This window comes from Pseudomonas sp. GW822-FHT07A10 (assembly GCF_058798795.1).
The window spans coordinates 22,698-47,456 of sequence record NZ_JBXAKV010000018.1 but is presented as its reverse complement, the minus strand read 5'-3'; the positions used below and the strand labels follow the sequence as shown (position 1 = coordinate 47,456).

The window sequence follows — 24,759 nt, the reverse complement described above, 5'->3', positions numbered from 1 at the left end:
TCGTCCGCAAGACGCTTTCGCGAGCCAGCCCGCGAAAGCGCTAAATCAGGCGCCGAAGATCAACCAGCCACCCCCGCATCCGCCTTCAACCCCTGCCCCTCGATCGCGCGGATCGCACATTGCTCATCGACATCTGACAGATCCCCGCTGATGCCCACCGCTCCCAACACAGTCCCGTCCTGATCCCGAACCAACACGCCGCCGGGTACCGGGACGACGCTGCCCTGCCCCAGGCTATTCAGCGCGGCGAAGAAGGCCGGGCGTTGTTGGGCGTCCTGTGCCAGCAGGCGTGAGCCCTTGCCCAGGGCAATCGCGCCCCAGGCCTTGCCGATGGCGATCTGCGGACGCAGCAGGCTGGCGCCGTCTTCCCGTTGCAGCGTTATCAGGTGCCCGCCGGCATCCAATACTGCAACGGTCAATGGCGCGGCAGAGATCGCCCGCCCCGCGGTGATGGCCTGATCGGCCAGGTTGACTGCGACTTTCAAGGTTAAAGCGCTCATGGTGCCGTCCTCATTTTGTTATAGGGAAAGCCGTTGGATTGCTTTGTGTTGCGCAATCCGATGCAACAAATAGAACACAATGAATTATTTTTTTGTATACAATAATTTTCGAAAAGCGCGACATGCGACGAAAAGCCACAGTTATTTGGGCTTCCGACGAATGAAACAGCCGCTTGAGAAAATGGATTGACCTGCGCCGTCCGCCGTGAATACACTCTGCGCAAAGCCACTTGTATACAATTACAAAACGTAAGAGGCACAAAACCATGAGCAAAATGAGAGCAATCGAAGCCGCCGTTCTGGTGATGCGCCGCGAAGGGGTCGATACCGCTTTTGGCATCCCGGGCGCCGCGATCAACCCGCTGTACTCCGCCTTGCAGAAGGTCGGTGGCATCGATCACGTCCTCGCTCGCCACGTTGAAGGCGCCTCGCACATGGCCGAGGGTTACACCCGCACCAAGGCCGGCAACATCGGCGTGTGCATCGGCACATCGGGGCCTGCCGGTACCGACATGGTCACCGGGCTCTACAGCGCTTCGGCCGACTCGATCCCGATCCTGTGCATCACCGGGCAAGCACCGCGGGCCCGTATGCACAAGGAAGACTTCCAGGCCGTCGACATCACCAGCATAGTCAAGCCGGTCACCAAGTGGGCGACCACGGTTCTGGAGCCGGGCCAGGTGCCTTATGCCTTCCAGAAAGCCTTCTATGAGATGCGCTCCGGCCGCCCCGGCCCGGTGCTGATCGACCTGCCGTTCGACGTGCAGATGGCCGAAATCGAATTCGACATCGAGGCCTACCAGCCGCTGCCATTGGCCAAGCCGAGCGCGACCCGCGTGCAGGTGGAAAAAGCCCTGGCCATGCTCGACCAGGCTGAACGCCCATTGCTGGTGGCCGGTGGCGGCATCATCAATGCCGACGCCAGCGACTTGCTGGTGGAGTTCGCCGAGCTGACCGGTATTCCGGTGATTCCGACCCTGATGGGCTGGGGCACTATCCCGGACGATCACCCGCTGATGGTCGGCATGGTCGGTCTGCAAACCTCGCACCGTTATGGCAATGCCACGATGCTGAAGTCCGACGTTGTGCTGGGTGTCGGTAACCGCTGGGCCAACCGTCACACCGGTTCGGTCGACGTTTACACCGAAGGCCGCAAATTCATTCACGTCGACATCGAACCGACCCAGATCGGCCGCGTGTTCACCCCGGACCTGGGCATCGTGTCCGACGCCGCTGCCGCATTGACCGTGTTCATCGAAGTCGCTCGCGAGTGGCAAGCCGCTGGCAAGCTGAAAAACCGCAGCGCCTGGCTGCAAGACTGTCAGCAGCGCAAAGCCAGCCTGCAGCGCAAGACTCACTTCGACAACGTGCCGGTCAAGCCGCAGCGCGTTTACGAAGAGATGAACCAGGTGTTCGGCAAGGACACCTGCTACGTCAGCACCATCGGTCTGTCGCAGATTGCCGGCGCGCAGTTCCTGCACGTCTACAAACCGCGTCACTGGATCAACTGCGGCCAGGCCGGACCGTTGGGCTGGACCATTCCGGCCGCGCTCGGCGTGGTCAAGGCCGATCCGACCCGCAAGGTGGTGGCGCTCTCGGGCGACTACGACTTCCAGTTCATGATCGAAGAACTGGCGGTGGGCGCGCAGTTCAAGCTGCCGTACATCCACGTCGTGGTGAACAACTCGTACCTGGGGCTGATCCGTCAGGCGCAGCGCGGTTTCGACATGGACTACTGCGTGCAGCTGTCCTTCGACAACCTCAACGCTCCAGAGCTCAACGGCTACGGTGTCGACCATGTCGCGGTCGCCGAAGGCCTGGGTTGCAAGGCCCTGAGGGTATTCGAACCCGGCCAGATCCAGCCTGCCCTGCGCAAGGCTCAAGAGATGATCGAAGAGTTCAAGGTGCCGGTGATCGTCGAGATCATTCTGGAGCGCGTGACCAACATTTCCATGGGCACCGAGATCAACGCCGTCAACGAATTCGAAGACCTGGCGCTGGTCGGCAACGATGCGCCAACGGCGATTTCGTTGCTCGATTAACTGCTGATCGTTCCCCTGTGGGAGCCGGCTTGCTGGCGATGGCGATGTGTCAATCACATCAATGTCGATTGATACACCGCCATCGCCAGCAAGCCGGCTCCCACAGGAGGCCTCACACATATACGGGAGATCACCATGCCGCGTTTCGCAGCCAACCTGTCCATGCTGTTCACCGAGCAGGATTTTCTTGCCCGTTTCGACGCTGCCGCCAAGGCCGGCTTCAGTGGTGTCGAATACCTGTTCCCCTATGACTTCAGCTCTGCCGAAATCAAGGCCAGGCTCGATGCCAACGGTCTGACCCAGGTGCTATTCAACCTGCCAGCCGGTGACTGGGCCAAGGGCGAACGCGGTATCGCGTGCCTGCCGGATCGGGTCGAAGAGTTCCGCGCCGGTGTCGATCTGGCCATCGCTTACGCCCAAGTGCTGGGCAACACCCAGGTCAACTGCCTGGCCGGCATTCGCCCACAAGGCGTCGACGAAGCCACCGTGGAAAAAACCTTCGTCGCCAACCTCAAGTACGCGGCCGACAAGCTGCAAGCGGCGGGCATCAAACTGGTGATGGAAGCGATCAACACCCGCGACATTCCGGGCTTCTACCTGAACAACACGGCGCAAGCCCTGTCGATTCGCGAACAGGTCGGCAGCGCCAACCTGTTCCTGCAATACGACATCTATCACATGCAAATCATGGAGGGCGACCTGGCCCGCACCATGGCCGCGCGCCTGGACGAGATCAATCACATCCAGTTGGCCGACAACCCGGGGCGCAACGAGCCAGGCACCGGTGAAATCAACTACCGCTTCCTGTTCGAACACCTGGACCGCATCGGTTATCAGGGCTGGGTCGGTTGTGAATACAAGCCGCTGACCACGACTGAAGCGGGTCTGGGCTGGTTGAAAACCCATAACGCAATCTGACGTGTGGCGAGGGGGCTTGTCGGAACGCCGCACCGCCCCGTTCGGCTGCGAAGCAGTCGTAAAACCGGCACACGCGCTCTACCTGATTCACTGCGCAAACAGTTTTGGGGCCGCTTCGCGACCCAACGGGGGCAAGCCCCCTCGCCACAAAGAGCTCATCGGTCCAGAGCCGGGAGCCACACAAAAAACAAGAGGATTTTCTCATGGCTAAAATCGGATTTATCGGCACCGGCATCATGGGCCACCCAATGGCGTTGAACCTGCAGAAAGCCGGTCACAGCCTGTTCCTGTCGGCGCACCACGACCCTGCGCCTGCCGATCTGGTGGCCGCTGGCGCCGTCGCCCTGGCGAACCCGAAAGAAGTCGCCCAGGAAGCCGAATTCATCATCGTCATGGTTCCCGATACCCCGCAGGTCGATGACGTGCTGTTCCGCGCCGACGGTGTGGCGGCGGGCGTCGGCAAGGGCAAAGTCGTGATCGACATGAGCTCGATCTCGCCGACGGCCACCAAAACCTTCGCCGCCAAAATCAACGAAAAAGGCGCGCAATACCTCGACGCCCCGGTTTCCGGCGGTGAAGTCGGCGCCAAGGCTGCGACCCTGAGCATCATGGTCGGTGGTGAAGCCGATGCCTTCGAACGCGCCCTGCCGCTGTTCCAGGCCATGGGCAAGAACATCACCCTGGTCGGTGGCAACGGCGATGGGCAAACCGCGAAAGTGGCGAACCAGATCATCGTCGCGCTGAACATCCAGGCCGTGGCCGAAGCGCTGTTGTTCGCCTCGAAAAACGGTGCCGACCCAGCGAAAGTGCGTGAAGCGCTGATGGGTGGTTTCGCCTCGTCGAAGATCCTGGAAGTTCACGGCGAGCGCATGATCAAGGGCACCTTCGACCCGGGCTTCCGCATCAGCCTGCACCAGAAGGACCTGAACCTGGCCCTGGCCGGTGCGCGCGAGCTAAACATCAACCTGCCGAACACCGCCAATACCCAACAGGTGTTCAGCACCTGCGCGGCCATCGGTGGCAGCAACTGGGATCACTCGGCGCTGATCAAGGGCCTGGAACACATGGCGAATTTCTCGATTCGCGATAAATAACGCCCTGCGCAAAAACCTGTGGGCGCGGGCCTGTGGCGAGGGGGCTTGCCCCCGTTTGAGTGCGTAGCGCTCACAAAATCTTTGGTGTATCAGAGATTTTGGGGCTGCTTCGCAACCCAACGGGGCGGTGCGGCGTTCCGACAAGCCCCCTCACCACAGGCCGCTCCCACAGGGAACCGAGTCGCCCTCCAATAACAAGAATTCCGGGAGCCCGCCATGTCGGTCGATCCGCAACAATTGCTGCGCGAGCTGTTTGCCACAGCCATCGACGCGGCCCATCCGCAGCACGTCCTCGAAGCCCATTTGCCAACCGACCGCAGCGGTCGGGTGATCGTCATCGGCGCCGGTAAAGCCGCCGCAGCCATGGCCCAGGTGGTCGAACGCTGCTGGCAGGGTGAAGTGTCTGGCCTGGTGGTGACCCGCTACGGCCACGGTGCCCCGTGCGAAAAAATCGAAGTGGTCGAAGCCGCGCACCCGGTGCCGGATGCTGCCGGTCTGGCCGTCGCGAAACGGGTTCTGGAACTGGTCAGCAACCTGAGCGAAGACGACCGCGTGATCTTCCTGCTCTCTGGCGGTGGCTCTGCCCTGCTCGCCTTGCCCGCCGCCGGCATCACCCTCGCCGACAAGCAATCGATCAACAAAGCGCTGCTCAAATCCGGCGCGACCATCGGCGAGATGAACTGCGTGCGCAAGCACCTCTCGGCGATCAAGGGTGGGCGTCTGGGCAAAGCCTGCTGGCCCGCCACGGTTTACACCTATGCGATTTCCGATGTGCCAGGCGATCTCGCCACCGTCATCGCCTCCGGCCCCACCGTGGCCGACCCGAGCACCTCGGCTGAAGCGTTGGCGATCCTCAAGCGTTATGCCATCGAAGTCCCGGCCTCGGTGCGCAACTGGCTGCAAAGTCCCGAGTCGGAGACGGTCAAACCCGGCGATCCGAGCCTGGCCCGCAGTCATTTCCAATTGATCGCCCGCCCACAGCAGTCACTGGAAGCGGCGGCGGTGAAAGCCCGTCAGGCTGGTTTCAGCCCATTGATTCTCGGCGACCTGGAAGGTGAATCCCGGGAAGTGGCGAAGGTCCACGCCGGCATTGCGCGGCAGATCGTCCAGCACGGCCAGCCGCTGGCGGCGCCGTGCGTGATTCTGTCCGGCGGCGAAACCACCGTCACCGTGCGCGGCAATGGCCGTGGCGGGCGCAACGCCGAATTCCTGTTGAGCCTGACCGACAGCCTCAAAGGCCTGCCCGGCGTCTACGCCCTGGCGGGTGACACCGACGGCATCGACGGCTCCGAAGACAATGCCGGCGCGATCATGACTCCGGACAGCTATGCCCGCGCCGCCGCTCTCGGTTTGAGCGCCAGCGATGAGCTGGACAATAACAATGGCTATGGCTACTTCGCGGCGCTCGATGCACTGATCGTCACCGAGCCAACCCGCACCAACGTCAACGACTTCCGCGCGATTCTGATTCTCGAGAGCCCTAAACATGACGCCTGACAAGAAGGTCAAAATCCTCGCCACCCTCGGCCCGGCCACCGACGGGATCGACGATATCCGTGAATTGGTGCGCGCCGGGGTCAATATCTTTCGCCTGAACTTCAGCCACGGCGATCACGCCGACCACGCGCAGCGCTATCAGTGGATTCGTGAAGTCGAGCGCCAGCTGAATTATCCGCTGGGGATTCTGATGGACCTGCAAGGCCCGAAACTGCGGGTCGGCAAATTCGCCCAGGGCAAAGTGCAGCTATATCGCGGCCAGGCGCTGCGCCTGGATCTGGATGCGACGCCGGGGGACGAGCGCCGGGTCAATCTGCCCCACCCGGAAATCATCGCCGCGCTGGAGCCCGGCATGGACCTGCTGCTGGATGACGGTAAGTTGCGCCTGCGGGTGGTGACCAAGTACGTCGACGCCATCGACACCACGGTGCTCAATGGTGGCGAACTGTCGGATCGCAAAGGCGTCAACGTGCCGCAAGCGGTGCTCGACCTGAGCCCGCTGACCGCCAAGGACCGCCGTGATTTGAGCTTCGGTTTGGAGCTGGGGGTCGACTGGGTCGCGCTGTCGTTCGTGCAACGCCCGGAAGACATCCGCGAAGCCCGCGCGCTGATCGGCGACAAAGCGTTCTTGATGGCCAAGATCGAGAAGCCATCGGCCGTGACTCAGCTGCGGGAAATCGCTGAATTGAGCGATGCGATCATGGTCGCTCGCGGTGATCTGGGCGTGGAAGTGCCGGCCGAAAGCGTGCCGCAGATTCAGAAAAACATCATCGGCACCTGCCGCCAACTCGGCAAACCGGTGGTGGTGGCGACGCAGATGCTGGAGTCGATGCGCTTCTCCCCGGCCCCGACCCGCGCCGAAGTCACCGACGTCGCCAATGCGGTGGCCGAAGGCGCGGACGCGGTGATGCTGTCGGCGGAAACCGCGTCTGGCGAGTACCCGCTGGAAGCCGTGCAGATGATGAGCAAGATCATCCGCCAGGTGGAAAACGGCCCGGATTATCAGACCCAACTGGACGTGAGCCGGCCAAAAGCCGAGGCCACGGTGTCGGACGCCATCAGCTGCGCGATCCGCCGTATCAGCAACGTGCTGCCGGTGGCGGTGCTGGTGAACTACAGCGAGTCCGGCACCTCGAGCCTGCGGGCGGCGCGGGAGCGGCCGACGGTGCCGATCCTCAACCTGACGCCGAACCTGCAAACCGCCCGGCGATTGACGGTGGCGTGGGGCGTGCACTCGGTGGTCAACGATCGGCTGCGGCAGGTGGATGAAGTGTGCTCGACGGCGCTGGAAATCGCTCAGGCACAGGGGATGGCTCAGCGCGGGGATACGTTGCTGATTACCGCGGGCGTGCCCTTTGGGCAGCCGGGGTCAACCAATTCGTTGCGCATCGAGACATTGATCTAAAGAGCTCCCCCTGTAAGAGCTACCCCGGTAAGAACTACCCCTGTGGCGAGGGAGCTTGCTCCCGCTCGGCTGCGAAGCAGTCGTCGCTTTGGCATGACGGTTTCAACAGAAAGACCGCATTGCTGATTTCAGGGCTGCTCCGCAGCCCAGCGGGAGCAAGCTCCCTCGCCACAGATTTGTGCAAGACCCTGGATTTTCCTCTGCCCTAGACCCCACCCATGCCTGCCAGCCACTTCAACACCCACTGCCCCGACTGGGCGACCGCCCTGCTTAACGGCTTCAGTCAGATCTTTCTCCAGCGCCATCCGCTGTGCGGGCTGTTGTGTCTGTTAGCGATTCTTTTCACCGCGCCCGCTCTGCTCGGCGGTGCGCTGCTCGGCGGTGTCGCCGGGTTGCTTACCGCGCAACGTCGCGGGTATGCCAAGACGGATCGTCAGGCCGGGCTGTTCAGTTACAACGGTATTTTGCTCGGCCTGCTGCTGAGCCTGTATTTCCCATGGTCAGCGCTTTTGCTACCGCTGATCATCGCCTGCGGCGGCCTGAGTGCCATGCTCACTCAGCAATGGCTCAAAGGTGCCCGCGATCATCAATGTCTACCGGCCTATACCGCACCCTTCGTTGGGTTGAGCTGGTTATTGCTCGGCTTTGCCGCACCACAGCAACCCACTCCGCTGATCGAACTGAACACCCTCAACCTGCTCGCCGCCGAATTGAAAGGCCTGGGGCAAGTCATGTTTCTCGGCCATCCCCTGGCCGGCGCGCTGATTGCCGCCGGATTACTGATCGCCGATCGCCGCGCCTTTGTGTGGGCGCTGCTGGGCTCCGCTGCCGGACTCGGATTTGCCCTTCTGCATGGCGAAACTTCAAATGCCTTGCAGGGTTTGAGCGGTTACAACGCGGTACTCGCCGCCCTCGCCTTCAGCCCGCAACGCCGCCAACCTTGGCTGCCGCTGCTCGGCATTCTGCTCGCGGTATTGCTCACGCCGGGGTTCGCCGCACTGGGCCTGGCAACGCTGACCGCGCCGTTCATTCTTGCCTGCTGGCTGATTCGCGCAGGCATTCGGGTGTTGCGTCAGGCCGCTGTCGACGCATTGCGCTATTGATCGCTGAATCAATGGGGGCGCCTGAAAGGGCTGAAATTACATTCAGCGCAATGGGTCAGTCTCACAAGCCAATGGCCGATCCGACCGCGAGCCCCAACTTTCATCGTATCCCTGATCGTGGGTAGCGAGTGTTTCGACGACTTCCAGGCATTTGCCCTGAAGCTTCGTGGTGTAGACCTGGAACATTTGAGGTGGCACGACCTTGTCATTCAAACCAACGAAATGACGTTGCGGGAGCGCACGCAACTTGTCGCGAAACTGCAGAGGTGTCACCGGCTTCGAGAATGGCGCGAGCTGCATCAGCTCTGCCCACTTTACCGGGTCGAGATTCCCGGCAATTGTTTGCACTTGAGTGACGTCGTTACGAGTCCCCGCAAGGACCAAGGCAATCGCGGCGCCGCCCGAATATCCGACCAGTTCGAACTGCTCCACTGCAAAGCGGCTTTTCAGAACATCGAGTGCCGCATTCATCGTGGTTATGACGGATGAACTGAAACGACCGGAAGTCCATAAATCAGTGTTGCAACCCGGTGATGTCACGAACTGACAAGGGCGCGCCAGATAGGCGCTGGGCCCCCGATCTCCAACGGCCAATCTCGCCATCAAGGACACACGAGGGGTCGGGTCGATACTCGGTTGAGACCGTGTCGCCCATGCCCGACCATCGCCTTCAATGTAAACACGCAGATGCTTGTAGCCCCCTGGTGCCGGTAGTAAGGCCATGAGTGTGTAAGGTGCACTATCGAGCGTGCCAGGAGTAAGCGAAGAGCCTTGGCTTACCGCCTGCAAGTCGACTTTACCCGCGCACCCGCCGAGCCCGAGGACCGCGAAGCCGATGGCGGCCAGAACTTTAAACATGGATTGAACCTGTTGATCAGACGCAACGATCCGCCAGCGCGAACCGTTGCGATCCAGTCGATCAAAAAGCGTAACGCGCTTCGACGGTAAAGGTATCGGCGTTAAAACCGGTCTTCGCTTGATAGCTATAGTTGGTCCCCAGGGTTAGAGCATCAACTTGATACTTCACCCCTATGCGCCCTTCATAACTATCACGCACCGGACTGGCTCCCGCGACAATGAAAGGCGAGCCACCCAAGGTGAAACTGGTGGTCTGATTGATCTGGTCACCGATGAAGTCATGGTAAGCCATCACGCTCGCTTCAGGTGTAAGGGTGCCATTGAGCAATGGCACGTCAGCGGCCATTCGCAACCCGGCGCCCAACTCGCCAATTTCGAAGCGCTGGGCATTGGAGTGCAAGGCGGCCGATGAGCCATGCTCATTAAAGCTGTCCAGCTGAATATTGGTGTAGCGTGCGGCAACACGCGGTTCGACAATCAGTTGGTCAGTGAGTTTGAAGGTATAACCGCTCAAGGCACTCAGTGCCCATGCGTCACTGTTGTAGCTGGCTTTGGCCGCGCTGTCGGCAATGTAACGTTTGCTGTCGTTGTCATTGCGCCCATAACTGAGGCTGCCATCGACAAACCAGTTGCGCAGATCCCAGCTACCGTACAGCGTCAATGCCTGGCCCTGTACATCGGTTTTATTGCCAGTATCGGAGGTGACGTTGGTGTTCAGATACGAATAGGCCAGACCCACGGTGGAGTTGGCATTCAGCTTGCCATCCGCCCCGACAGCAATACCGCTGCTGTTGGCCGAATAACCGGCGACTGCATCACGGCTGTCCTGATCCTGATTGCTGCTCAATCCCTGAACCCACACGCCGGTATCTGCCAGTGAATCCCCTGATGAGAGCCCCGAGCGCAGACCGGACACGCGGTTGCTGACCGCTCCATTCATCATCGCCTGACCCGATACTGCCGCATTGACCGCGCCGCCGCTGACTTCCGGTGCCAGTTGCTCACCAAGCTTTGCCAGCGCCTCTTGGGAAGAGGCGTTGGCAAAGGCTTTGAAGACCGCATCATTACTGTTCAATTGTCCCAGCGGGCCATTCTTGAAGCGATTGAGGATCTGGCGAGTGCTGCGGGAGGTGCCAATGTTCCCCTGCTCTTCATCCACCTGACTGTCACTTTTCAGTGTGACCAGCGCGTTGACGGTCTGGGCATCGGTTGTATAGCTGGCGACATTCAACAACGAGGACGAACTGGTAACGCTCAACCCGTTATTCTGCAGGCTGCTGGCCTTGACCAGCGTGTATTGAGTACCGGCAGCGGTCGGCGTGAAATCACCTGGTTTGGCATTCAACGTCACTTTGGAGGACTGAGCGAAGGTCGCCTTGCCGTCCACCGTCAAATAAGGCGTATCGGGCGTGACGCGATCCGAAAGCAACATATCGATGCCACTGTTGGCTCCAACGTTCAGGTCACCGGTAATTACGACCCCCTGATTTTGCAAATTCAGAGAGCCTGACGTCACAGAAACCGTACTGCCAATTTTACTACCGGTGTAATTGGCTTGACCTGCAACATTCACCCCATTGAGATTGAGCAGATCGCCCTTGATCGCACCGCCGGTCCAGTTCAGTTGCGCCAACCCTGCGCCATCGATGGCCGCCGCATGATTGCTGCGAATTTCGCCACCTTGCTGGTTGATCTCAAACGCTGATACCTGGTCCGCATCGACCCGGATCGCAACACCGTCCGCAGTGATATTGCCGGAGTTGATAATGCCCCGAGCGCCAGACACAGCATTCTGCGTGAAAGTGGCACCGCCGAGCTTGATGCCAACGGCGTCTTCACCCGATGCCTCAATAGTCCCGGTGTTGAGCAAATAATCGACTGAACCATCCAAAAACCCGATAGCCTCGGCGTTCTTGCCGACGCTCATGATCGAGCCGCTGTTCTCGATCCTCAACGCGCTGGTTTGGGTCTCGACATGAAAAGCGGAGGCGTTCTGACCCGTGGCACGAATCGTTCCTGAGTTGAGAAGCTTGCCGGCGATGCTCACGGGTTGCCCGGAATGGGAATCCAGAATCAGCCCCACGGCATAGTTGCCCTGCACGTCGACAACACCGCTGTTGATCAGATCGCCGCCAATAGTGGTCCCATGGAGATAGATACCCTCAGGCGAACCATAGATATTGGCTCCCGATGACTGGGTTATGGAGACAGTCCCGGCGTTGATGACATTGCCGGTGATAGTGGTATTAGCGATCTCGATTCCCTCAGCGCTATTCACGTTGGAAAGAGAAAGCTTGCCGGCATTGATGAAGTCACCCTGAATGTTGCTGCCGCTGGTGTTGAGGAAACTGACATCCAGTCCGATCCCGGTCACCGTCGCGCCTTGAGCGTCGAAAGTGAAGTCGCCCCGGTTAATGAGTGAGCCCGCGACAGTGTTCTGGAAGAACGTGACACCTTTGTTGTCCGTATTGCTCTGGCGGGTCCGTTGCCCGGTGAGAGTCAGCGTTTCATTAAGGGTTTGCCCCGTCCAGTCCTTGAAACCCTGGCTCAGATCGTACTCGCTGGCAAACGCCTGAACGGTCGAAGCGCTGACAACCATTGCCAACACGCTTTTCTTGAAATATTTGCTATCCATATCGCTTCCGTGAGGTTCTGAGACCAATCGCCTGAATCCGGGCCGCACATCAAGACAAAGGTTCTTGTTCTGTGGGAAGTCGATATATCGACGAGATAGTCAATTTCTTAAGCCATGAACGAGCAAAACCGGCTGAACATGGCGTACCCAGCGTCCAGCTTGCGCAATCCTCGCCAATCACCCAGGCTTCTCTCATTTTCGGCTTGGGCACGACCTTATGGAAAACAACAACGACTGGCGCCATCGCCTCTACGTCTTGATTTTCCAGAGCGACACAGTGGCCGGACGGCGCTTCGACAGCACGCTGTTGCTGATCATCCTCGCCAGCCTGGTGATCGTGGTTCTGGACAGTATCGACAGCGTTCACCAGAACTACGCCGACGTGCTGGCGTACATCGAGTGGGGCTTCACCGTCATTTTCATCATCGAATACGGCCTGCGCCTGTATTGCTCACCCAAGCCGCTGCGCTACGCGTTCAGCTTCTATGGGTTGGTGGATTTGCTGGCGATCGTGCCGGGTATTCTCGCGCTGTATTACAGCGATGCGCAGTACCTGCTGATCATCCGGATCATACGAATGCTGCGGATTTTCCGCGTGCTCAAGCTCAGCCCGTATCTGAAACAAGCCAACTATTTGATGTCGGCGTTGCGCGGCAGCAAGCAGAAGATCGTGGTGTTTCTGCTCAGCGTCAGCACACTGGTGACGGTATTCGGCACCTTGATGTACGTGATCGAAGGCCCGGAGCACGGCTTCACCAGCATTCCCAAAGGGATCTATTGGGCTATCGTGACGCTGACCACCGTGGGTTTTGGCGACATCGTGCCCAAGACGCCGCTGGGCCAGGTGATTTCATCCCTGGTGATGATCACCGGTTATTCGATCATCGCCGTGCCGACGGGGATCTTCACCGCGGAACTGGCCAACGCCATGCGTGGTGAACAACTGCAACACGACTGCCCGACCTGCAAGAAAAGCAGCCATGAACACAGCGCGGCGTTCTGCTCCCGTTGTGGCAATGCGTTGTTCAAGAAAATGGAATAAGCAAAGTTTTTTTTAATCTTTAAGCGACTATGCGAGCCCGGCTATAGTCGCTGGCAAATTGCCAATAATCTCCATCGAACACGTTTGATAAAACAAGGAATGCGCAGTGAAAAAAATCTTTGGCGCCTCACTTCTGGCCGCTGGCCTGGCCTTGAGCAGCATGGCTCAGGCCGCACCGACCCTGCTTAACGTTTCCTACGACGTGATGCGAGATTTCTACAAGGACTACAACGCTGCCTTCCAGAAACACTGGCAAGCCGAACACAACGAAAACATCACGCTGCAGATGTCCTTCGGCGGCTCCAGCAAACAGGCGCGCTCGGTGATCGATGGCCTGCCGGCTGACGTCATCACCATGAACATGGCCACCGACATCAACGCCCTGGCGGACAACGGCAAACTGGTCCCGGACAACTGGGTCACGCGCCTGCCGAACAACAGCGCGCCATTCACTTCGGCCACCGTGTTCATCGTGCGCAAAGGCAACCCGAAAGCCCTGAAAGACTGGCCGGATCTGCTCAAGGACGGTGTGCAGGTAATCGTCCCTAACCCGAAAACCTCGGGCAACGGCCGCTACACCTACCTCTCGGCCTGGGGCTATGTGCTGAAAAACGGCGGTGACGAAAACAAGGCAAAAGCCTTCGTCGGCAAACTGTTCAAACAAGCGCCGGTGCTGGATACCGGTGGCCGCGCCGCCACGACTACTTTCATGACCAACCAGATCGGCGACGTGCTGGTGACCTTCGAAAACGAAGCGGAAATGATTGCTCGCGAGTTTGGTCGTGATCAGTTCGAAGTGATTTACCCAAGTGTTTCCGCCGAAGCCGAGCCGCCGGTGTCGGTGGTCGACAAAACCGTCGACAAGAAAGGCACTCGCGCGGTTGCCGAGGAATATCTGAAATACCTGTGGTCGCCGGAAGGTCAGGAAATTGCGGCTGCCAACTACCTGCGTCCGCGTGACCCGGCGGTGTTGGCGAAATACACCGATCGCTTCCCGAAAGTGGATTTCCTGTCGGTGGAGAAGACCTTTGGTGACTGGCGCACCGTGCAGAAGACTTACTTCAATGATGGTGGGGTTTTCGACCAGATTTACAACGGCCAATAACCACTGCGTTCAATGAAATAGGCGACCTGTGAAGGTCGCCTTTTTTGTGGGATACCGTTACATCGGCGGTGTCACACCGTCCTTGCCGGCCGAAATGGATTGAGCGGTCAGTGTCCCGTCGGCACTCTGGGTCACAAACGTCACGATCTTCACGCCCACCTTCAGCAAGCGGCGATCCCCCGGCACCAGATTGACGATTGGCACATCCTCCGGCACCAGAATCGTCTGTTGGCCGCCCTTGTAATTGACTGTCAAAACCCGGCCGTTGCTGACCACCAGATCGCCTACGCTGCCATTGGTCATGCTGCTGCCCTTGACCAGATCAAAAGGCCGATGACCGTCGCCGCTGCCGGCCAGTTCCGGCGGGAAGACGTGGACTTCCAGCGCCTTGAGCGTGCCATCCTCCTGCGGCACGGCAGCCGAGCCGATGTAGCTGCCGGGCTTGATGTCTTCGATATTGGCCAGGGTGACGGCGCGGATTTTGGTGTCCTTGGTCAGGTTGATCAGCACGTTTTCGCCGCTGTTGGCATGGACCTTCATGACGTCGGCGCTGATGCCGGTGATCTCGCCGCGCACGCCAATGCGCATTCCCGGCGGCACATCGGCAGCCTGAGCGAAACCTGCCGTGAACAAGCTGATCAAGGTAACAACGCAAGCGCCGCGAATCAGGTGACGGAACATCGCATTCATATCGAAGTACCTTCCGGTTTATGGAGCGCTGGAGAACATAAGCACGCTATCGAAGAGGATGTAAGTGAATGTATCATCGGATCCCACTATTCGGATGCATGGTTCATCGGCAGACAGCGCATACCGGCGTCACTCATTCCGCAAAGGAATGATTACTATCAATCCAAACCCTCTTCCGCCGCTCTAGCCAGCCGATTAGCCTCCGCGCATTCTTTCTTGTTCAGCGAGCCACGTTATGAATCCAGCGACTCAGGCGCCCCACGGTGCCGCGACAATGACCCGGGGCATGGTGCTGCTTTTCGCCTTCTGCTGCGGCGCGATCGTTGCCAACATCTACTACGCCCAGCCGATCATCGGCCTGATCGCGCCGGACATCGGCCTGACCGACACCATGGCCAGCCTGATCGTTTCGCTGACGCAGATTGGTTACGCGCTGGGTCTGTTCTTCCTGGTACCGCTGGGTGATCTGCTGGAGAACCGTCGCTTGATGATCATCACCACCGTGGTGGCGATTGCCAGTTTGCTGGGCGCGGCGTTCACCGATCAACCGAACGTTTTCCTGTTGATTTCGTTGCTGGTGGGTTTCAGCTCGGTGTCGGTACAGATCCTGATTCCGCTGGCCGCCCACCTGACGCCGGAAGCGTCGCGCGGCCGCGTGGTTGGCGGGATCATGGGCGGTCTGCTGTTGGGGATTCTGCTGGCCCGGCCGGTGTCCAGCGTAGTGGCCGACCACTTCGGATGGCGTGCGATGTTCGTCATCGCTGCGGTGTTGATGGCAGCGATCAGCATCGTCCTGGCCCTGACGGTGCCCAAGCGTCAGCCTGATCACAGTGCCTCTTATGGCCAGTTACTGGGCTCGCTCTGGACGCTGCTGCGCCAGCAACCGGTGTTGCGTCAACGGGCCTTTTACCAAGCCTGCATGTTCGCCACGTTCAGCCTGTTCTGGACTGCCGTGCCGCTGGAACTGGCGCGCAATCATGGCTTGTCGCAAACCCAGATCGCGATCTTCGCCCTGGTCGGAGCCATCGGCGCGATTGCCGCACCCATCGCTGGTCGACTGGCCGATGCCGGCCACACCCGCCTCGCCTCGCTGCTGGCGATGCTGTTCGCCAGCCTGAGCTTCCTGCCGGCCTTCATCCACCCGGCCTACAGCGTCATCGGCCTGGCCGTGACCGGCGTGGTACTGGATTTCTGTGTGCAGATGAACATGGTCCTCGGCCAGCGCGCGGTCTACACCCTCGACGCCAAGAGCCGCGGCCGTCTGAATGCGCTGTACATGACCAGCATCTTCATCGGCGGCGCGTTCGGCTCATCGGTGGCCAGTGCGGTGTACGAACACGGTGGCTGGTTGTGGATCGTGATTGTCGGCAGCGTGTTTCCGTTGCTGGCGTTGTTGCGTTTTTTGAGTGCTTCAGAGAAGCCGGCACTGGTAGCGGCTTAAAAACCTAAAAGCTTCGCGGGCGATCCGACTTGCCCGCGAAGGTGATGTAACTGCCCCCCCTCAATGCCGAACCAGCTTCTCCATCGCCGCATCCGCAAGAAAGGAGGAGCGACTTTTGACGTTGTGCTCTCGCACATAACGATCAATGCGCTGAATCACGTAGCCAGGCAGCGTTACGTTGACCTTCTCGGTCTTGCCCAGATACGGCGAGATGTCCAGCTCCAGCATCCCCCAACCCATGTCGGCAAATTCCGGATTCTCGCGATGCGCGGCCGCAGAGGTCGGCATCGGAATTGACTCCCCGTCCGCCATGATCTCCTGCAGCATGATGTGGGCAATCTCGACTGCCGCGTTGTAAGCATCTTCAAACGTATCCCCGGCCGTTACGGCACCAGGAATATCGGGGATCTGAATACCGATGGCGGTGTTCTCGTCGCCCCACTCGATACAGATTGGGTATTGCATTATGGATCTCCTGCCAAACTGGCTCCCGGGCAATAAAGCCCGGCTCGCCTCCTGATGCTTTTGACCGTCCCGATCGGTAAATCCTTCTTCGGATGAGGGACGGGTATCGTGTAAGGGTTGTAACGGTGAGTGAAGATGTGATGACTGCCGGTGACCCGGTCCAGTGTCCAGCCCGCCTCCATCAGTTCCTTGATCAATAACCTGCTCTGCACCACCAACCTCCTTGCGCCGGCCCAACAAAAATAACCCTAGGGTTATTTTTACTCAAGCACAAAAATCCGAATCACGACGCTCGGTTGTTTTACAGGGTGTTGATTTGATCGGGTTGTACCCCCACTCCCTTGAGAGATTTTCTGATGTGGCTCGCTCTCAGAACACTTTCAAGTTCCTGGCACTGCAGTTGAATCGCTCAACCAGAATCAAAAGATCGCAGGCTTCGCCAGCTCCTACATTAACCGCGTACACGCGCGATCATCGTCGTACACGATTCTGTAGGAGCTGGCGAAGCCTGCGATCTTTTCAAATGCCAAAAAGCAAAACGGCGATCCTCAGATCGCCGTTTCCATTCACTGCCCGAATTGTCTGCCCAGCCCACCCGGTACACCGTGGATATCCGTCTCTTCCCACGGCCCGTTAGGGCTGATCGAGCGGCTCCAGCCGTTGTCCCAGCGATAGTAGGTGCGCTGGCGGTAGAAGGTGTTGGTTTGATTGTCGAGGACGTAAACGCCGAGTTTCGCATCCCAATGGCTATTACCCCCCGGTGGCGGGGCGAAGCTGGCGGAGGTGCGTTGCACCGGCTTCGATGGTTTGCTCGGCGTGACCGGTTTGCTCGGCGTGGTCGGTTTGGTGCTCGGCTGCGAGGGCGGGATTGGCGGCAGCCGTTCGGGTTCGTACTCCTGGACCGCACACGCGCTTAGCCCCAAAACCATCATGCTGAGGAGAGTGATACGAGCGAAGGCGGTCATGGCGGCGTTTCCTGTTATTTATCCGGGCTGTCGATGGTCAGTTTTTGTGGCGCGGTGGTGCTGGTGGCCAAAGGTTGGCTACGACCGATCCATTCGCCGGCAGTCGGTTGGCCGGCGCGGGAGATGCGCGCAACCAGTTGGACTTCGGGGAAGTTCGACAGTTTCAACTGGGGCATCATTGCATCCGCATCGCCCAGCTCGACGGTCGCTGGCAGGTCGGCAACGGTCAGACGCTTGGCCGCCAATGGTGCGGGCGGGCCTGCGGTGGCGCGGGCGAAGATGAACACGCTGTCGCCGGGCTGGACCCTGGCTTTCAAGTCGGGCGCCAGATCGACACGCACCTTGAGCAGTGCTGCAACCTTCACTGCCGGAGCCTGAACCTGAGCCACCTTGCCACCGCTGGCTTCAAGCTTCTCGGCGGCCTTGGCGATGCCGCCTTGCAGCGCGACACGGGACTGGTCATCCGGCGGCAGTTGCACCAACAGGCGATTCCAGTAGTCGATGGCTTCCTGGTAACGCTCGCCTTCGAAGGCCGCGATGCCCAGCAGACCGAGGCTGGTGACCTCCTTCGGATCGGCTTTCAGTGCTTCGTCAGTCAGGGCCTGGACCTTGTCCGACCACTTCTTGCCATCGGCGAAGTATTGGGCCTGAGCCCACTGCCCGAGCAGTTCCGGCTGGCGACCGGCCAGGTTCACGGTGCGTTCGAAGATCTTCGCCGCATCGCCAGGGCGGTCCTGAGCCATGTAAGTGCGGCCGAGGAAGTACAGGCCTTCGGCCGAATCCGGTTGGGCCGCAACCGCACGCTCCAGGCGACGGGTCATGTCTTCCATCGACTGCGGCGCCTGGGCGAACTCGCGGGTCAGCTCGACTTTGTCGCTGGCACCGAAATGCAGGTACAGCCCAAGGCCCAGCACGGGCACCAGAATTGCCGCCAGCAATGGCAATGGCTTGCCCAGGCGCGACACTCGCGGTGCCTCGACGCCTTCAGTGTCGGCAAGCAGTTCACGGGCGGCTTCGGCGCGGCCGGCATTCATTTGTTCGGCGTTGAGTACGCCTTCTTCTTGCTGAGTCTGCAACTCAGCCACGCGCTCCTGATACAGCGCGACGTTAAGCGCCGTACGATCCTCTTCAAGCTGGGCGCGACGACCGCGCAGAACGGGGATCAGCAAAAAACTCAGGGCTACCAGAAGCAGCAGGCCTGCAGCGAGCCAGAAATCAATCATGCTTGGTTTTATCCAACAGGTGGTCGAGGCGCTCGCGCTCATCAAAAGAAAGCGTGTCCGGGCTGTCAGCGCGTTGCACGCGACGACGGCGGACGATCACGGCGATGATCACAAAACCGCCCAGCAGCAGGCCAGCCGGGCCGAACCAGAGCAATGCGGTCTTGGCATTCAGAGCAGGTTTATAGCGGACGAAATCACCGTAGCGGTCGACCATGAAGTCGATGATCTGCTGATTGTCCTTGCCCTCGCCGAGCATGCGGAAAATCTCTTTACGCAGGTCGGCGGCGATCGGTGCGTTGGAGTCGGCAATGTCCTGATTCTGGCACTTGGGGCAACGCAGCTCTTTGGTCAGCTCGCGAAAACGCTCGCGATCGCCCTCTTTGGCGAACTCATAGGTATCGATGGCGGCGTGGGCCACGCCAGCCATGCTCAACCCCAGAACGGCGGCGGCAATCCAGCGCTTCATGGCTTGGCCTCGTCGACCAGCGCCTGATACTTGGCCGCCAGTTTTTCGCGCCAGACCTGTTCGTCGATCACCCCGACGAACTTGTCGCGGATGATGCCCTTGGCGTCGATGAAGAAGGTTTCCGGCGCGCCATACACGCCGAGGTTCAGGCCCAGGGTGCCTTCATCGTCACGGACGTCCAGTTGATACGGGTTGTGGAACTCGGCCAGCCACTTCAAGGCGTCTGCATTGGTGTCCTTGTAGTTGATGCCGTAGATCACCACGCCCTTCTCGGCCAGTTTGTTCAACACCGGGTGCTCGACCCGGCAGGAAATGCACCAGGTGCCCCAGACGTTGACCAGCGCCGGTTTACCCATAATGTCCGCTTTGGTCAGGGTTTTGTCGCCCTGCACCGAGAGCAGGGAAAACTCCGGGAACGGCTTGCCGATCATCGCCGAGGGCAACTCGGCCGGGTTCAGGTACAGCCCCCGATACAGAAAAACAGCAACCACCAGAAAAATCGCCAGCGGCAACAGCATCAACCAACGTCTCATGCGGTGGCTCCCGTCATGCCGAGCGCTTCACGCACGCGGCTTTTTACCTTGACTCGATAACGGCGATCCAGCGCCGCCAACAACCCACCCAAACCGGTGAGAAGCCCACCGAACCAGATCCAGCGCACGAACGGTTTGACGTGCACGCGAACCGCCCAGGCGCCCTCGCCCAACGGCTCGCCCAGTGCGACGTACAGGTCACGGGTGAAACCGGCGTCGATCCCGGCCTCGGTCATCATCGAGTTCTGCACCGTGTACAGGCGTTTTTCCGGGTGCAGCACGCTGACTTCCTTACCGTCGCGGATCACCCGTACGGTGCCCTTGTCGGAGGTGAAGTTCGGGCCTTCGAAGTGCTTGGCGCCTTCGAACACAAACTGGTAACCGGCCAGGCTCATGGACTCACCCGGTGCCAGGCGCAGATCACGCTCGGCGCTGTTCTGGCTCGACAACACGACACCCAGCGCGCACACGGCAATGCCCAAATGCGCGAGTTGCATGCCCCAATAACTGCGGGTCAGGGTCGGCAGTCCTTTGATCAGGCCTTTGTGGCGAGTCTTGTCGAAAATGTCCCGCACCCCGGCCAGCAACACCCAGGCAGCCAACATGAAAGTTGCCAGCACCGCCCAGTTGAAATCGCCGTAAGCAACGCCCGCCACGACGGCCAGCGCGGTGCTGCCGAGTAATACCGGGGTCAGCATGCTCACCAGCCATTTGACCGGGGTGTCTTTCCAGCGCACCACCACGCCGACCGCCATCACTATCATCAGGATCGCCATCAACGGAATGAACAGCGCGTTGAAGTACGGCGGGCCGACCGACAGCTTGGCACCGGTCATCGCGTCAAGGATCAGCGGATACAGGGTGCCCAGCAGAATCATCGAAGCAGCCACCACCAGCACCAGGTTGTTGCCCAGCAGCAGGGTTTCCCGGGACCAGAGGTTGAAGCCGACATGGCTCTTGACCACCGGCGCGCGCAGGGCGAACAGCGTCAACGAACCGCCGACCACAAACAGCAGGAAGACCAGAATGAACACACCACGCTCAGGGTCGGAGGCAAAGGCGTGAACCGAGGTCAGCACGCCGGAACGCACCAGGAAGGTCCCGAGCAGGCTCAACGAGAATGCGGCGATGGCCAACAGCACGGTCCAGCTCTTGAACACGCCACGTTTTTCCGTGACCGCCAACGAGTGAATCAGCGCCGTGCCCACCAGCCAAGGCATGAAGGACGCGTTTTCCACCGGGTCCCAGAACCACCAGCCGCCCCAGCCGAGTTCGTAGTAGGCCCACCAGGAACCCAACGTGATACCGATGCCAAGGAAGGCCCAGGCGACGATGGTCCACGGACGGGACCAGCGCGCCCACGCCGCATCGAGACGACCGCCCAACAGCGCGGCGATGGCGAAGGCGAAGGCCACGGAGAAACCGACATACCCCATGTACAGCATCGGCGGATGAACAATCAGGCCGATGTCTTGCAGCAGAGGATTAAGATCGCGCCCGTCCGCCGGCATCTGCGGCAAGATCCGGGCGAAAGGGTTAGACGTCAGGATCAGGAACAGCAGGAAACCCGTGCTGATCATGCCCATCACCGCCAGCACCCGGGCCAGCATCACTTGCGGCAACTGTCGGGAGAACACCGACACCGCGAAGGTCCAGCCGCCGAGAATCAACGCCCACAGCAGCAACGAACCTTCGTGAGCGCCCCACACGGCGCTGAACTTGTAGTACCACGGCAGCGCGCTGTTGGAGTTGCTGGCCACGTAGGCGACGGAGAAGTCGTCCGCCATGAACGCATAGGTCAGGCAACCGAAGGCGAACAGCAAAAACGCGAACTGCCCCCACGCGGCCGGCTGGGCCAGGCTCATCCACAAACGGTCGCCGCGCCAGGCACCGAGCAACGGCACCACGGCCTGCACCAACGCAAAACACAACGCCAGGATCATGGCCAGATGGCCGAGTTCGGGGATGAATAGCCCCGAGCTGTAAAGTGCGGAAGTCATCCGTTAGCCCTCCTTGGCTGGCGTAGGTGCCGATTGACCACTGTCTTTCAACGCCTTGGTCACTTCCGGCGGCATGTACTTCTCGTCGTGCTTGGCCAGCACTTCGTCGGCCACCACCACGCCATCAGCGTTGAGCTTGCCGAGGGCAACGATGCCCTGCCCTTCGCGGAACAGGTCCGGGAGGATGCCGCGATAGCTGATGGTCACGGATTTGTTGAAGTCGGTGACGATGAATTTCACGTCCAGGGAATCGCCGGAACGTTGCAGCGAGCCTTTTTCGACCATTCCGCCCGCACGGATGCGCGTGTCTTGCGGCGCTTCGCCATTGGCGATCTGGGTCGGGGTGTAAAACAGATTGATGTTCTGCTGCAGGGCGCTCAGGGCCAGGCCGACGGCAGCGCCGACACCGACCAGGATCGCGAGAATGATGATAAGACGCTTTTTACGCAGCGGATTCACTGGCCGTTCTCCCGGCGCAAACGACGCGCCTCTTGTTGCAGATACCGCTTGCGGGCCAGGATCGGCGCCGCCACGTTGAGGGCCAGCACCGCCAGGCAAATGCCATAGGCTGACCAGACATACAAGCCGTGATGGCCCATGGCGAGAAAGTCGCCGAATGAAGCGAAACTCATCGAGCGGCCTCCAGACTGTTCTGCACTTCGGATTTCACCCAGCTCGCCCGGGCTTCGCGCTTGAGCACTTCAAGGCGCATGCGCAGCAACAGCACCGCGCCGAAGAAACAGTAGAAACCCAACACCGTCAGCAGCAGTGGCAGCCACATCTCGGCGGGCATCGCCGGTTTTTCGGTGAGGGTGAACGTCGCGCCCTGGTGCAGGGTGTTCCACCACTCCACCGAGTATTTGATGATCGGGATGTTGATCACACCGACAATCGCCAGCACCGCGCAGGCCTTGGCCGCGCTGTCACGATTGCTGATGGCGTTGCCCAGCGCAATAAGACCGAAGTACAGAAACAGCAGAATCAACATGGACGTAAGTCGCGCATCCCAGACCCACCACGAACCCCAGGTCGGTTTGCCCCAGATCGCCCCGGTGACCAGCGCTACGGCGGTCATCCAGGCACCGATCGGGGCCGCGCATTGCAGGGCGACATCGGCCAGTTTCATTTTCCACACCAGCCCGACAACGCCGCACACAGCCAGCATCACGTAGATCGACTGCGCCAGCATGGCGGCGGGAACATGGATATAGATAATTCGAAAGCTATTGCCTTGCTGGTAGTCCGGTGGCGCGAAGGCCAGGCCCCAGACCACGCCGACGCTAATCAGCAGCAACGCCGCGACGCTCAGCCAGGGCAGCATTTTGCCGCTGATGCCGTAAAACCATTTGGGCGAGCCGAGCTTATGAAACCAGGTCCAGTTCATTGCTGTTTCCATCACGGTTGCTGTTCGTTATCACGAAACAGCCAAAGGGTCTTTACTGGTTAAATTTTAACCAGACCTCATTATTCGCCGACACTGATCTTCAGGCCAGCAGCTATTGCAAAAGGTGCCAGGGTTATCGCCAGGGCGGTCAGGCTACCAAGCCACAAGAGATAACCGGTCGCCGGCATGCCCTGCAATGCCGCCTGCAAGGCGCCACTGCCGAGAATCAACACCGGGATATACAGCGGCAGAATCAGCAGCGCCAGCAACAGGCCACCACGCTTCAATCCTACCGTCAGCGCCGCGCCCACCGCACCGAGCAGGCTCAACACCGGTGTACCGAGCAATAAAGAAAGCAGCAACACCGGCAGACAAGCGGCAGGCAAACCGAGCATCAGCGCCAGCAATGGCGCGAGCAAAACCAGTGCCAGGCCGGAAAAGGCCCAGTGTGCCAGCACCTTGGCCAGCACCAGAAGAGGCAGGGGGTGCGACGAAAGGACCCACTGTTCAAGGGATCCGTCTTCGAAATCACTGCGGAAGAGCCCGTCCAGCGAGAGCAAGACCGATAAAAGCGCCGCCACCCAGACCAGCCCCGGAGACAAGGTTTGCAACAATTGAGTCTCGGGACCAACCGCCAGCGGGAACAAGGAGACGACGATGGCGAAAAATACCAACGGGTTCGCCAATTCGGCGGGACGGCGGAACAGCAAACGAGCCTCACGGGCGACCAACAGGCCGAAAACACTCATACGGCCCAATTCCCCAAATCAATGTCGCGATAACCGGCCGGCATCCGGCTCAGCGTGTGGTGAGTGGTCAGCACCACCATGCCGCCGCGCTCGCAGTGCGCGGCCAGGTGTTCTTCGAGTTGCGCCACGCCTTGTTTGTCGAGCGCGGTGAATGGCTCGTCGAGGATCCACAGCGGCGGGCTGTCCAGGTACAACCGCGCCAACGCCACACGACGTTGCTGGCCGGCAGACAGGGTGTGACAGGGAACATCCTCGAAACCGCGCAGCCCCACCGCCGCCAGTGCTTGCCAGATCGCCTCATGGGAGGCCGGTTGATGCAAGGCACAGAGCCAGCTGAGGTTTTCTTCGGGGGTCAGCAGGTCCTTGATGCCGGCGGCATGGCCGATCCACAGCAGGTTGTGCGCCAGTTCGCTGCGTTGTTCGCTCAGTGGCTGGCCGTTGAGCAACACTTGACCGGCGGTCGGGTGCATCAAGCCACAAAGCAGACGTAACAGGCTGGTCTTGCCACTGCCGTTGGGGCCGCTGATCTGTAACATTTCGCCACTGGCCAGTCGCAATTCGAGATTTTCGAAGAGCAGCCGAAGGTCTCGCTCACAGGCAAGGGCAACGGTTTGCAGGACAGGACTGGTCAAGGGTTCACGGGC

25 protein-coding genes are annotated in these 24,759 nt (G+C 60.1%); 9 read left to right on the top strand and 16 right to left on the bottom strand.

What is annotated here, in order from left to right; all coding sequences use genetic code 11:
- Positions 1 to 59: 59 nt before the first annotated feature.
- On the bottom strand, positions 60 to 500 hold the full coding sequence (locus tag AC1RL4_RS25105; RefSeq protein WP_007939170.1) for a GlcG/HbpS family heme-binding protein: 441 nt from the start codon (positions 498 to 500) through the stop codon (positions 60 to 62).
- Between the two features lie 266 nt (positions 501 to 766).
- Between AC1RL4_RS25105 and gcl the strand changes: the two genes are divergently transcribed.
- From gcl to AC1RL4_RS25075, 6 genes are all read left to right on the top strand, one after another.
- A complete protein-coding gene (gene gcl / locus AC1RL4_RS25100; RefSeq protein WP_230174804.1) occupies positions 767 to 2,542 on the top strand; it encodes a glyoxylate carboligase in 1,776 nt (591 codons plus the stop codon).
- 135 nt (positions 2,543 to 2,677) lie between these two features.
- Positions 2,678 to 3,460, top strand: a complete 783-nt coding sequence (hyi, locus tag AC1RL4_RS25095; protein ID WP_019579607.1) for a hydroxypyruvate isomerase — start codon at positions 2,678 to 2,680, stop codon at positions 3,458 to 3,460.
- Between the two features lie 203 nt (positions 3,461 to 3,663).
- Positions 3,664 to 4,554 (top strand): 2-hydroxy-3-oxopropionate reductase, encoded by an 891-nt coding sequence (locus AC1RL4_RS25090; RefSeq protein ID WP_019579606.1) that lies wholly within the window; start codon positions 3,664 to 3,666, stop codon positions 4,552 to 4,554.
- Between the two features lie 216 nt (positions 4,555 to 4,770).
- A complete protein-coding gene (locus AC1RL4_RS25085; RefSeq protein WP_230174806.1) occupies positions 4,771 to 6,051 on the top strand; it encodes a glycerate kinase type-2 family protein in 1,281 nt (426 codons plus the stop codon).
- Entirely contained in the window at positions 6,041 to 7,456 is a 1,416-nt protein-coding gene (gene pyk, locus AC1RL4_RS25080) for a pyruvate kinase (RefSeq protein WP_230174808.1), read from the top strand. The genes AC1RL4_RS25085 and pyk overlap by 11 nt, the downstream gene beginning before the upstream one ends.
- A 218-nt stretch (positions 7,457 to 7,674) precedes the next feature.
- Complete coding sequence (locus AC1RL4_RS25075) at positions 7,675 to 8,559, top strand: urea transporter (protein ID WP_230174810.1); 885 nt, start codon at positions 7,675 to 7,677, stop codon at positions 8,557 to 8,559.
- Positions 8,560 to 8,601: 42 nt separating this feature from the next.
- Here the strand turns inward: AC1RL4_RS25075 and AC1RL4_RS25070 are convergent, their stop codons facing one another.
- Positions 8,602 to 9,417: an alpha/beta hydrolase gene (locus tag AC1RL4_RS25070; protein WP_096479726.1), complete on the bottom strand. Its 816-nt coding sequence runs from the start codon at positions 9,415 to 9,417 to the stop codon at positions 8,602 to 8,604.
- Positions 9,418 to 9,478: 61 nt separating this feature from the next.
- Entirely contained in the window at positions 9,479 to 12,052 is a 2,574-nt protein-coding gene (locus AC1RL4_RS25065) for an autotransporter family protein (protein ID WP_230174812.1), read from the bottom strand.
- A gap of 217 nt (positions 12,053 to 12,269) precedes the next feature.
- On the opposite strand from AC1RL4_RS25065, the gene AC1RL4_RS25060 reads away from it, so the two are divergent.
- Both AC1RL4_RS25060 and AC1RL4_RS25055 read left to right on the top strand, forming a co-directional pair.
- Positions 12,270 to 13,094, top strand: a complete 825-nt coding sequence (locus tag AC1RL4_RS25060) for an ion transporter (RefSeq protein WP_230174814.1) — start codon at positions 12,270 to 12,272, stop codon at positions 13,092 to 13,094.
- A gap of 106 nt (positions 13,095 to 13,200) precedes the next feature.
- Entirely contained in the window at positions 13,201 to 14,199 is a 999-nt protein-coding gene (locus tag AC1RL4_RS25055) for a sulfate ABC transporter substrate-binding protein (protein WP_493120389.1), read from the top strand.
- Positions 14,200 to 14,256: 57 nt separating this feature from the next.
- Here the strand turns inward: AC1RL4_RS25055 and AC1RL4_RS25050 are convergent, their stop codons facing one another.
- Positions 14,257 to 14,889: a hypothetical protein gene (locus AC1RL4_RS25050; protein ID WP_019579598.1), complete on the bottom strand. Its 633-nt coding sequence runs from the start codon at positions 14,887 to 14,889 to the stop codon at positions 14,257 to 14,259.
- Positions 14,890 to 15,124: 235 nt separating this feature from the next.
- Here AC1RL4_RS25050 and AC1RL4_RS25045 point away from each other — a divergent pair, with 235 nt between their 5' ends.
- Positions 15,125 to 16,330 (top strand): MFS transporter, encoded by a 1,206-nt coding sequence (locus tag AC1RL4_RS25045; RefSeq protein ID WP_026331725.1) that lies wholly within the window; start codon positions 15,125 to 15,127, stop codon positions 16,328 to 16,330.
- A gap of 60 nt (positions 16,331 to 16,390) precedes the next feature.
- On the opposite strand, the gene AC1RL4_RS25040 is transcribed toward AC1RL4_RS25045, so the two are convergent.
- The 12 genes from AC1RL4_RS25040 to ccmA form a co-directional block, all read right to left on the bottom strand.
- Entirely contained in the window at positions 16,391 to 16,795 is a 405-nt protein-coding gene (locus AC1RL4_RS25040) for a type II toxin-antitoxin system HicB family antitoxin (protein WP_008014960.1), read from the bottom strand.
- Positions 16,795 to 17,007, bottom strand: coding sequence for a type II toxin-antitoxin system HicA family toxin (locus tag AC1RL4_RS25035; protein ID WP_019579596.1), 213 nt, complete (start codon positions 17,005 to 17,007; stop codon positions 16,795 to 16,797). Before AC1RL4_RS25035 ends, AC1RL4_RS25040 begins: the two co-directional genes overlap by 1 nt.
- A 354-nt stretch (positions 17,008 to 17,361) precedes the next feature.
- On the bottom strand, positions 17,362 to 17,760 hold the full coding sequence (locus AC1RL4_RS25030) for a hypothetical protein (protein ID WP_019579595.1): 399 nt from the start codon (positions 17,758 to 17,760) through the stop codon (positions 17,362 to 17,364).
- A 14-nt stretch (positions 17,761 to 17,774) separates the two neighbouring features.
- Complete coding sequence (ccmI, locus tag AC1RL4_RS25025; RefSeq protein WP_019579594.1) at positions 17,775 to 18,983, bottom strand: c-type cytochrome biogenesis protein CcmI; 1,209 nt, start codon at positions 18,981 to 18,983, stop codon at positions 17,775 to 17,777.
- Positions 18,976 to 19,449, bottom strand: a complete 474-nt coding sequence (locus AC1RL4_RS25020; protein WP_018925074.1) for a cytochrome c-type biogenesis protein — start codon at positions 19,447 to 19,449, stop codon at positions 18,976 to 18,978. Before AC1RL4_RS25020 ends, ccmI begins: the two co-directional genes overlap by 8 nt.
- On the bottom strand, positions 19,446 to 19,982 hold the full coding sequence (locus AC1RL4_RS25015) for a DsbE family thiol:disulfide interchange protein (RefSeq protein WP_096479723.1): 537 nt from the start codon (positions 19,980 to 19,982) through the stop codon (positions 19,446 to 19,448). The genes AC1RL4_RS25020 and AC1RL4_RS25015 overlap by 4 nt, the downstream gene beginning before the upstream one ends.
- Positions 19,979 to 21,982: a heme lyase CcmF/NrfE family subunit gene (locus AC1RL4_RS25010; protein ID WP_019579592.1), complete on the bottom strand. Its 2,004-nt coding sequence runs from the start codon at positions 21,980 to 21,982 to the stop codon at positions 19,979 to 19,981. The genes AC1RL4_RS25015 and AC1RL4_RS25010 overlap by 4 nt, the downstream gene beginning before the upstream one ends.
- Positions 21,983 to 21,985: 3 nt before the next feature.
- Positions 21,986 to 22,441 carry a cytochrome c maturation protein CcmE gene (gene ccmE / locus AC1RL4_RS25005; protein ID WP_008026817.1) on the bottom strand — a complete coding sequence of 152 codons (456 nt, stop codon included), beginning with the start codon at positions 22,439 to 22,441 and terminating at the stop codon, positions 21,986 to 21,988.
- Positions 22,438 to 22,614 carry a heme exporter protein CcmD gene (ccmD, locus tag AC1RL4_RS25000; RefSeq protein ID WP_007939192.1) on the bottom strand — a complete coding sequence of 59 codons (177 nt, stop codon included), beginning with the start codon at positions 22,612 to 22,614 and terminating at the stop codon, positions 22,438 to 22,440. Before ccmD ends, ccmE begins: the two co-directional genes overlap by 4 nt.
- Complete coding sequence (locus tag AC1RL4_RS24995; RefSeq protein WP_028940003.1) at positions 22,611 to 23,366, bottom strand: heme ABC transporter permease; 756 nt, start codon at positions 23,364 to 23,366, stop codon at positions 22,611 to 22,613. Before AC1RL4_RS24995 ends, ccmD begins: the two co-directional genes overlap by 4 nt.
- Positions 23,367 to 23,446: 80 nt before the next feature.
- On the bottom strand, positions 23,447 to 24,115 hold the full coding sequence (ccmB, locus tag AC1RL4_RS24990; RefSeq protein WP_007939195.1) for a heme exporter protein CcmB: 669 nt from the start codon (positions 24,113 to 24,115) through the stop codon (positions 23,447 to 23,449).
- Positions 24,112 to 24,747 carry a cytochrome c biogenesis heme-transporting ATPase CcmA gene (ccmA, locus tag AC1RL4_RS24985; RefSeq protein ID WP_230174818.1) on the bottom strand — a complete coding sequence of 212 codons (636 nt, stop codon included), beginning with the start codon at positions 24,745 to 24,747 and terminating at the stop codon, positions 24,112 to 24,114. The genes ccmB and ccmA overlap by 4 nt, the downstream gene beginning before the upstream one ends.
- Positions 24,748 to 24,759 lie beyond the last annotated feature (12 nt).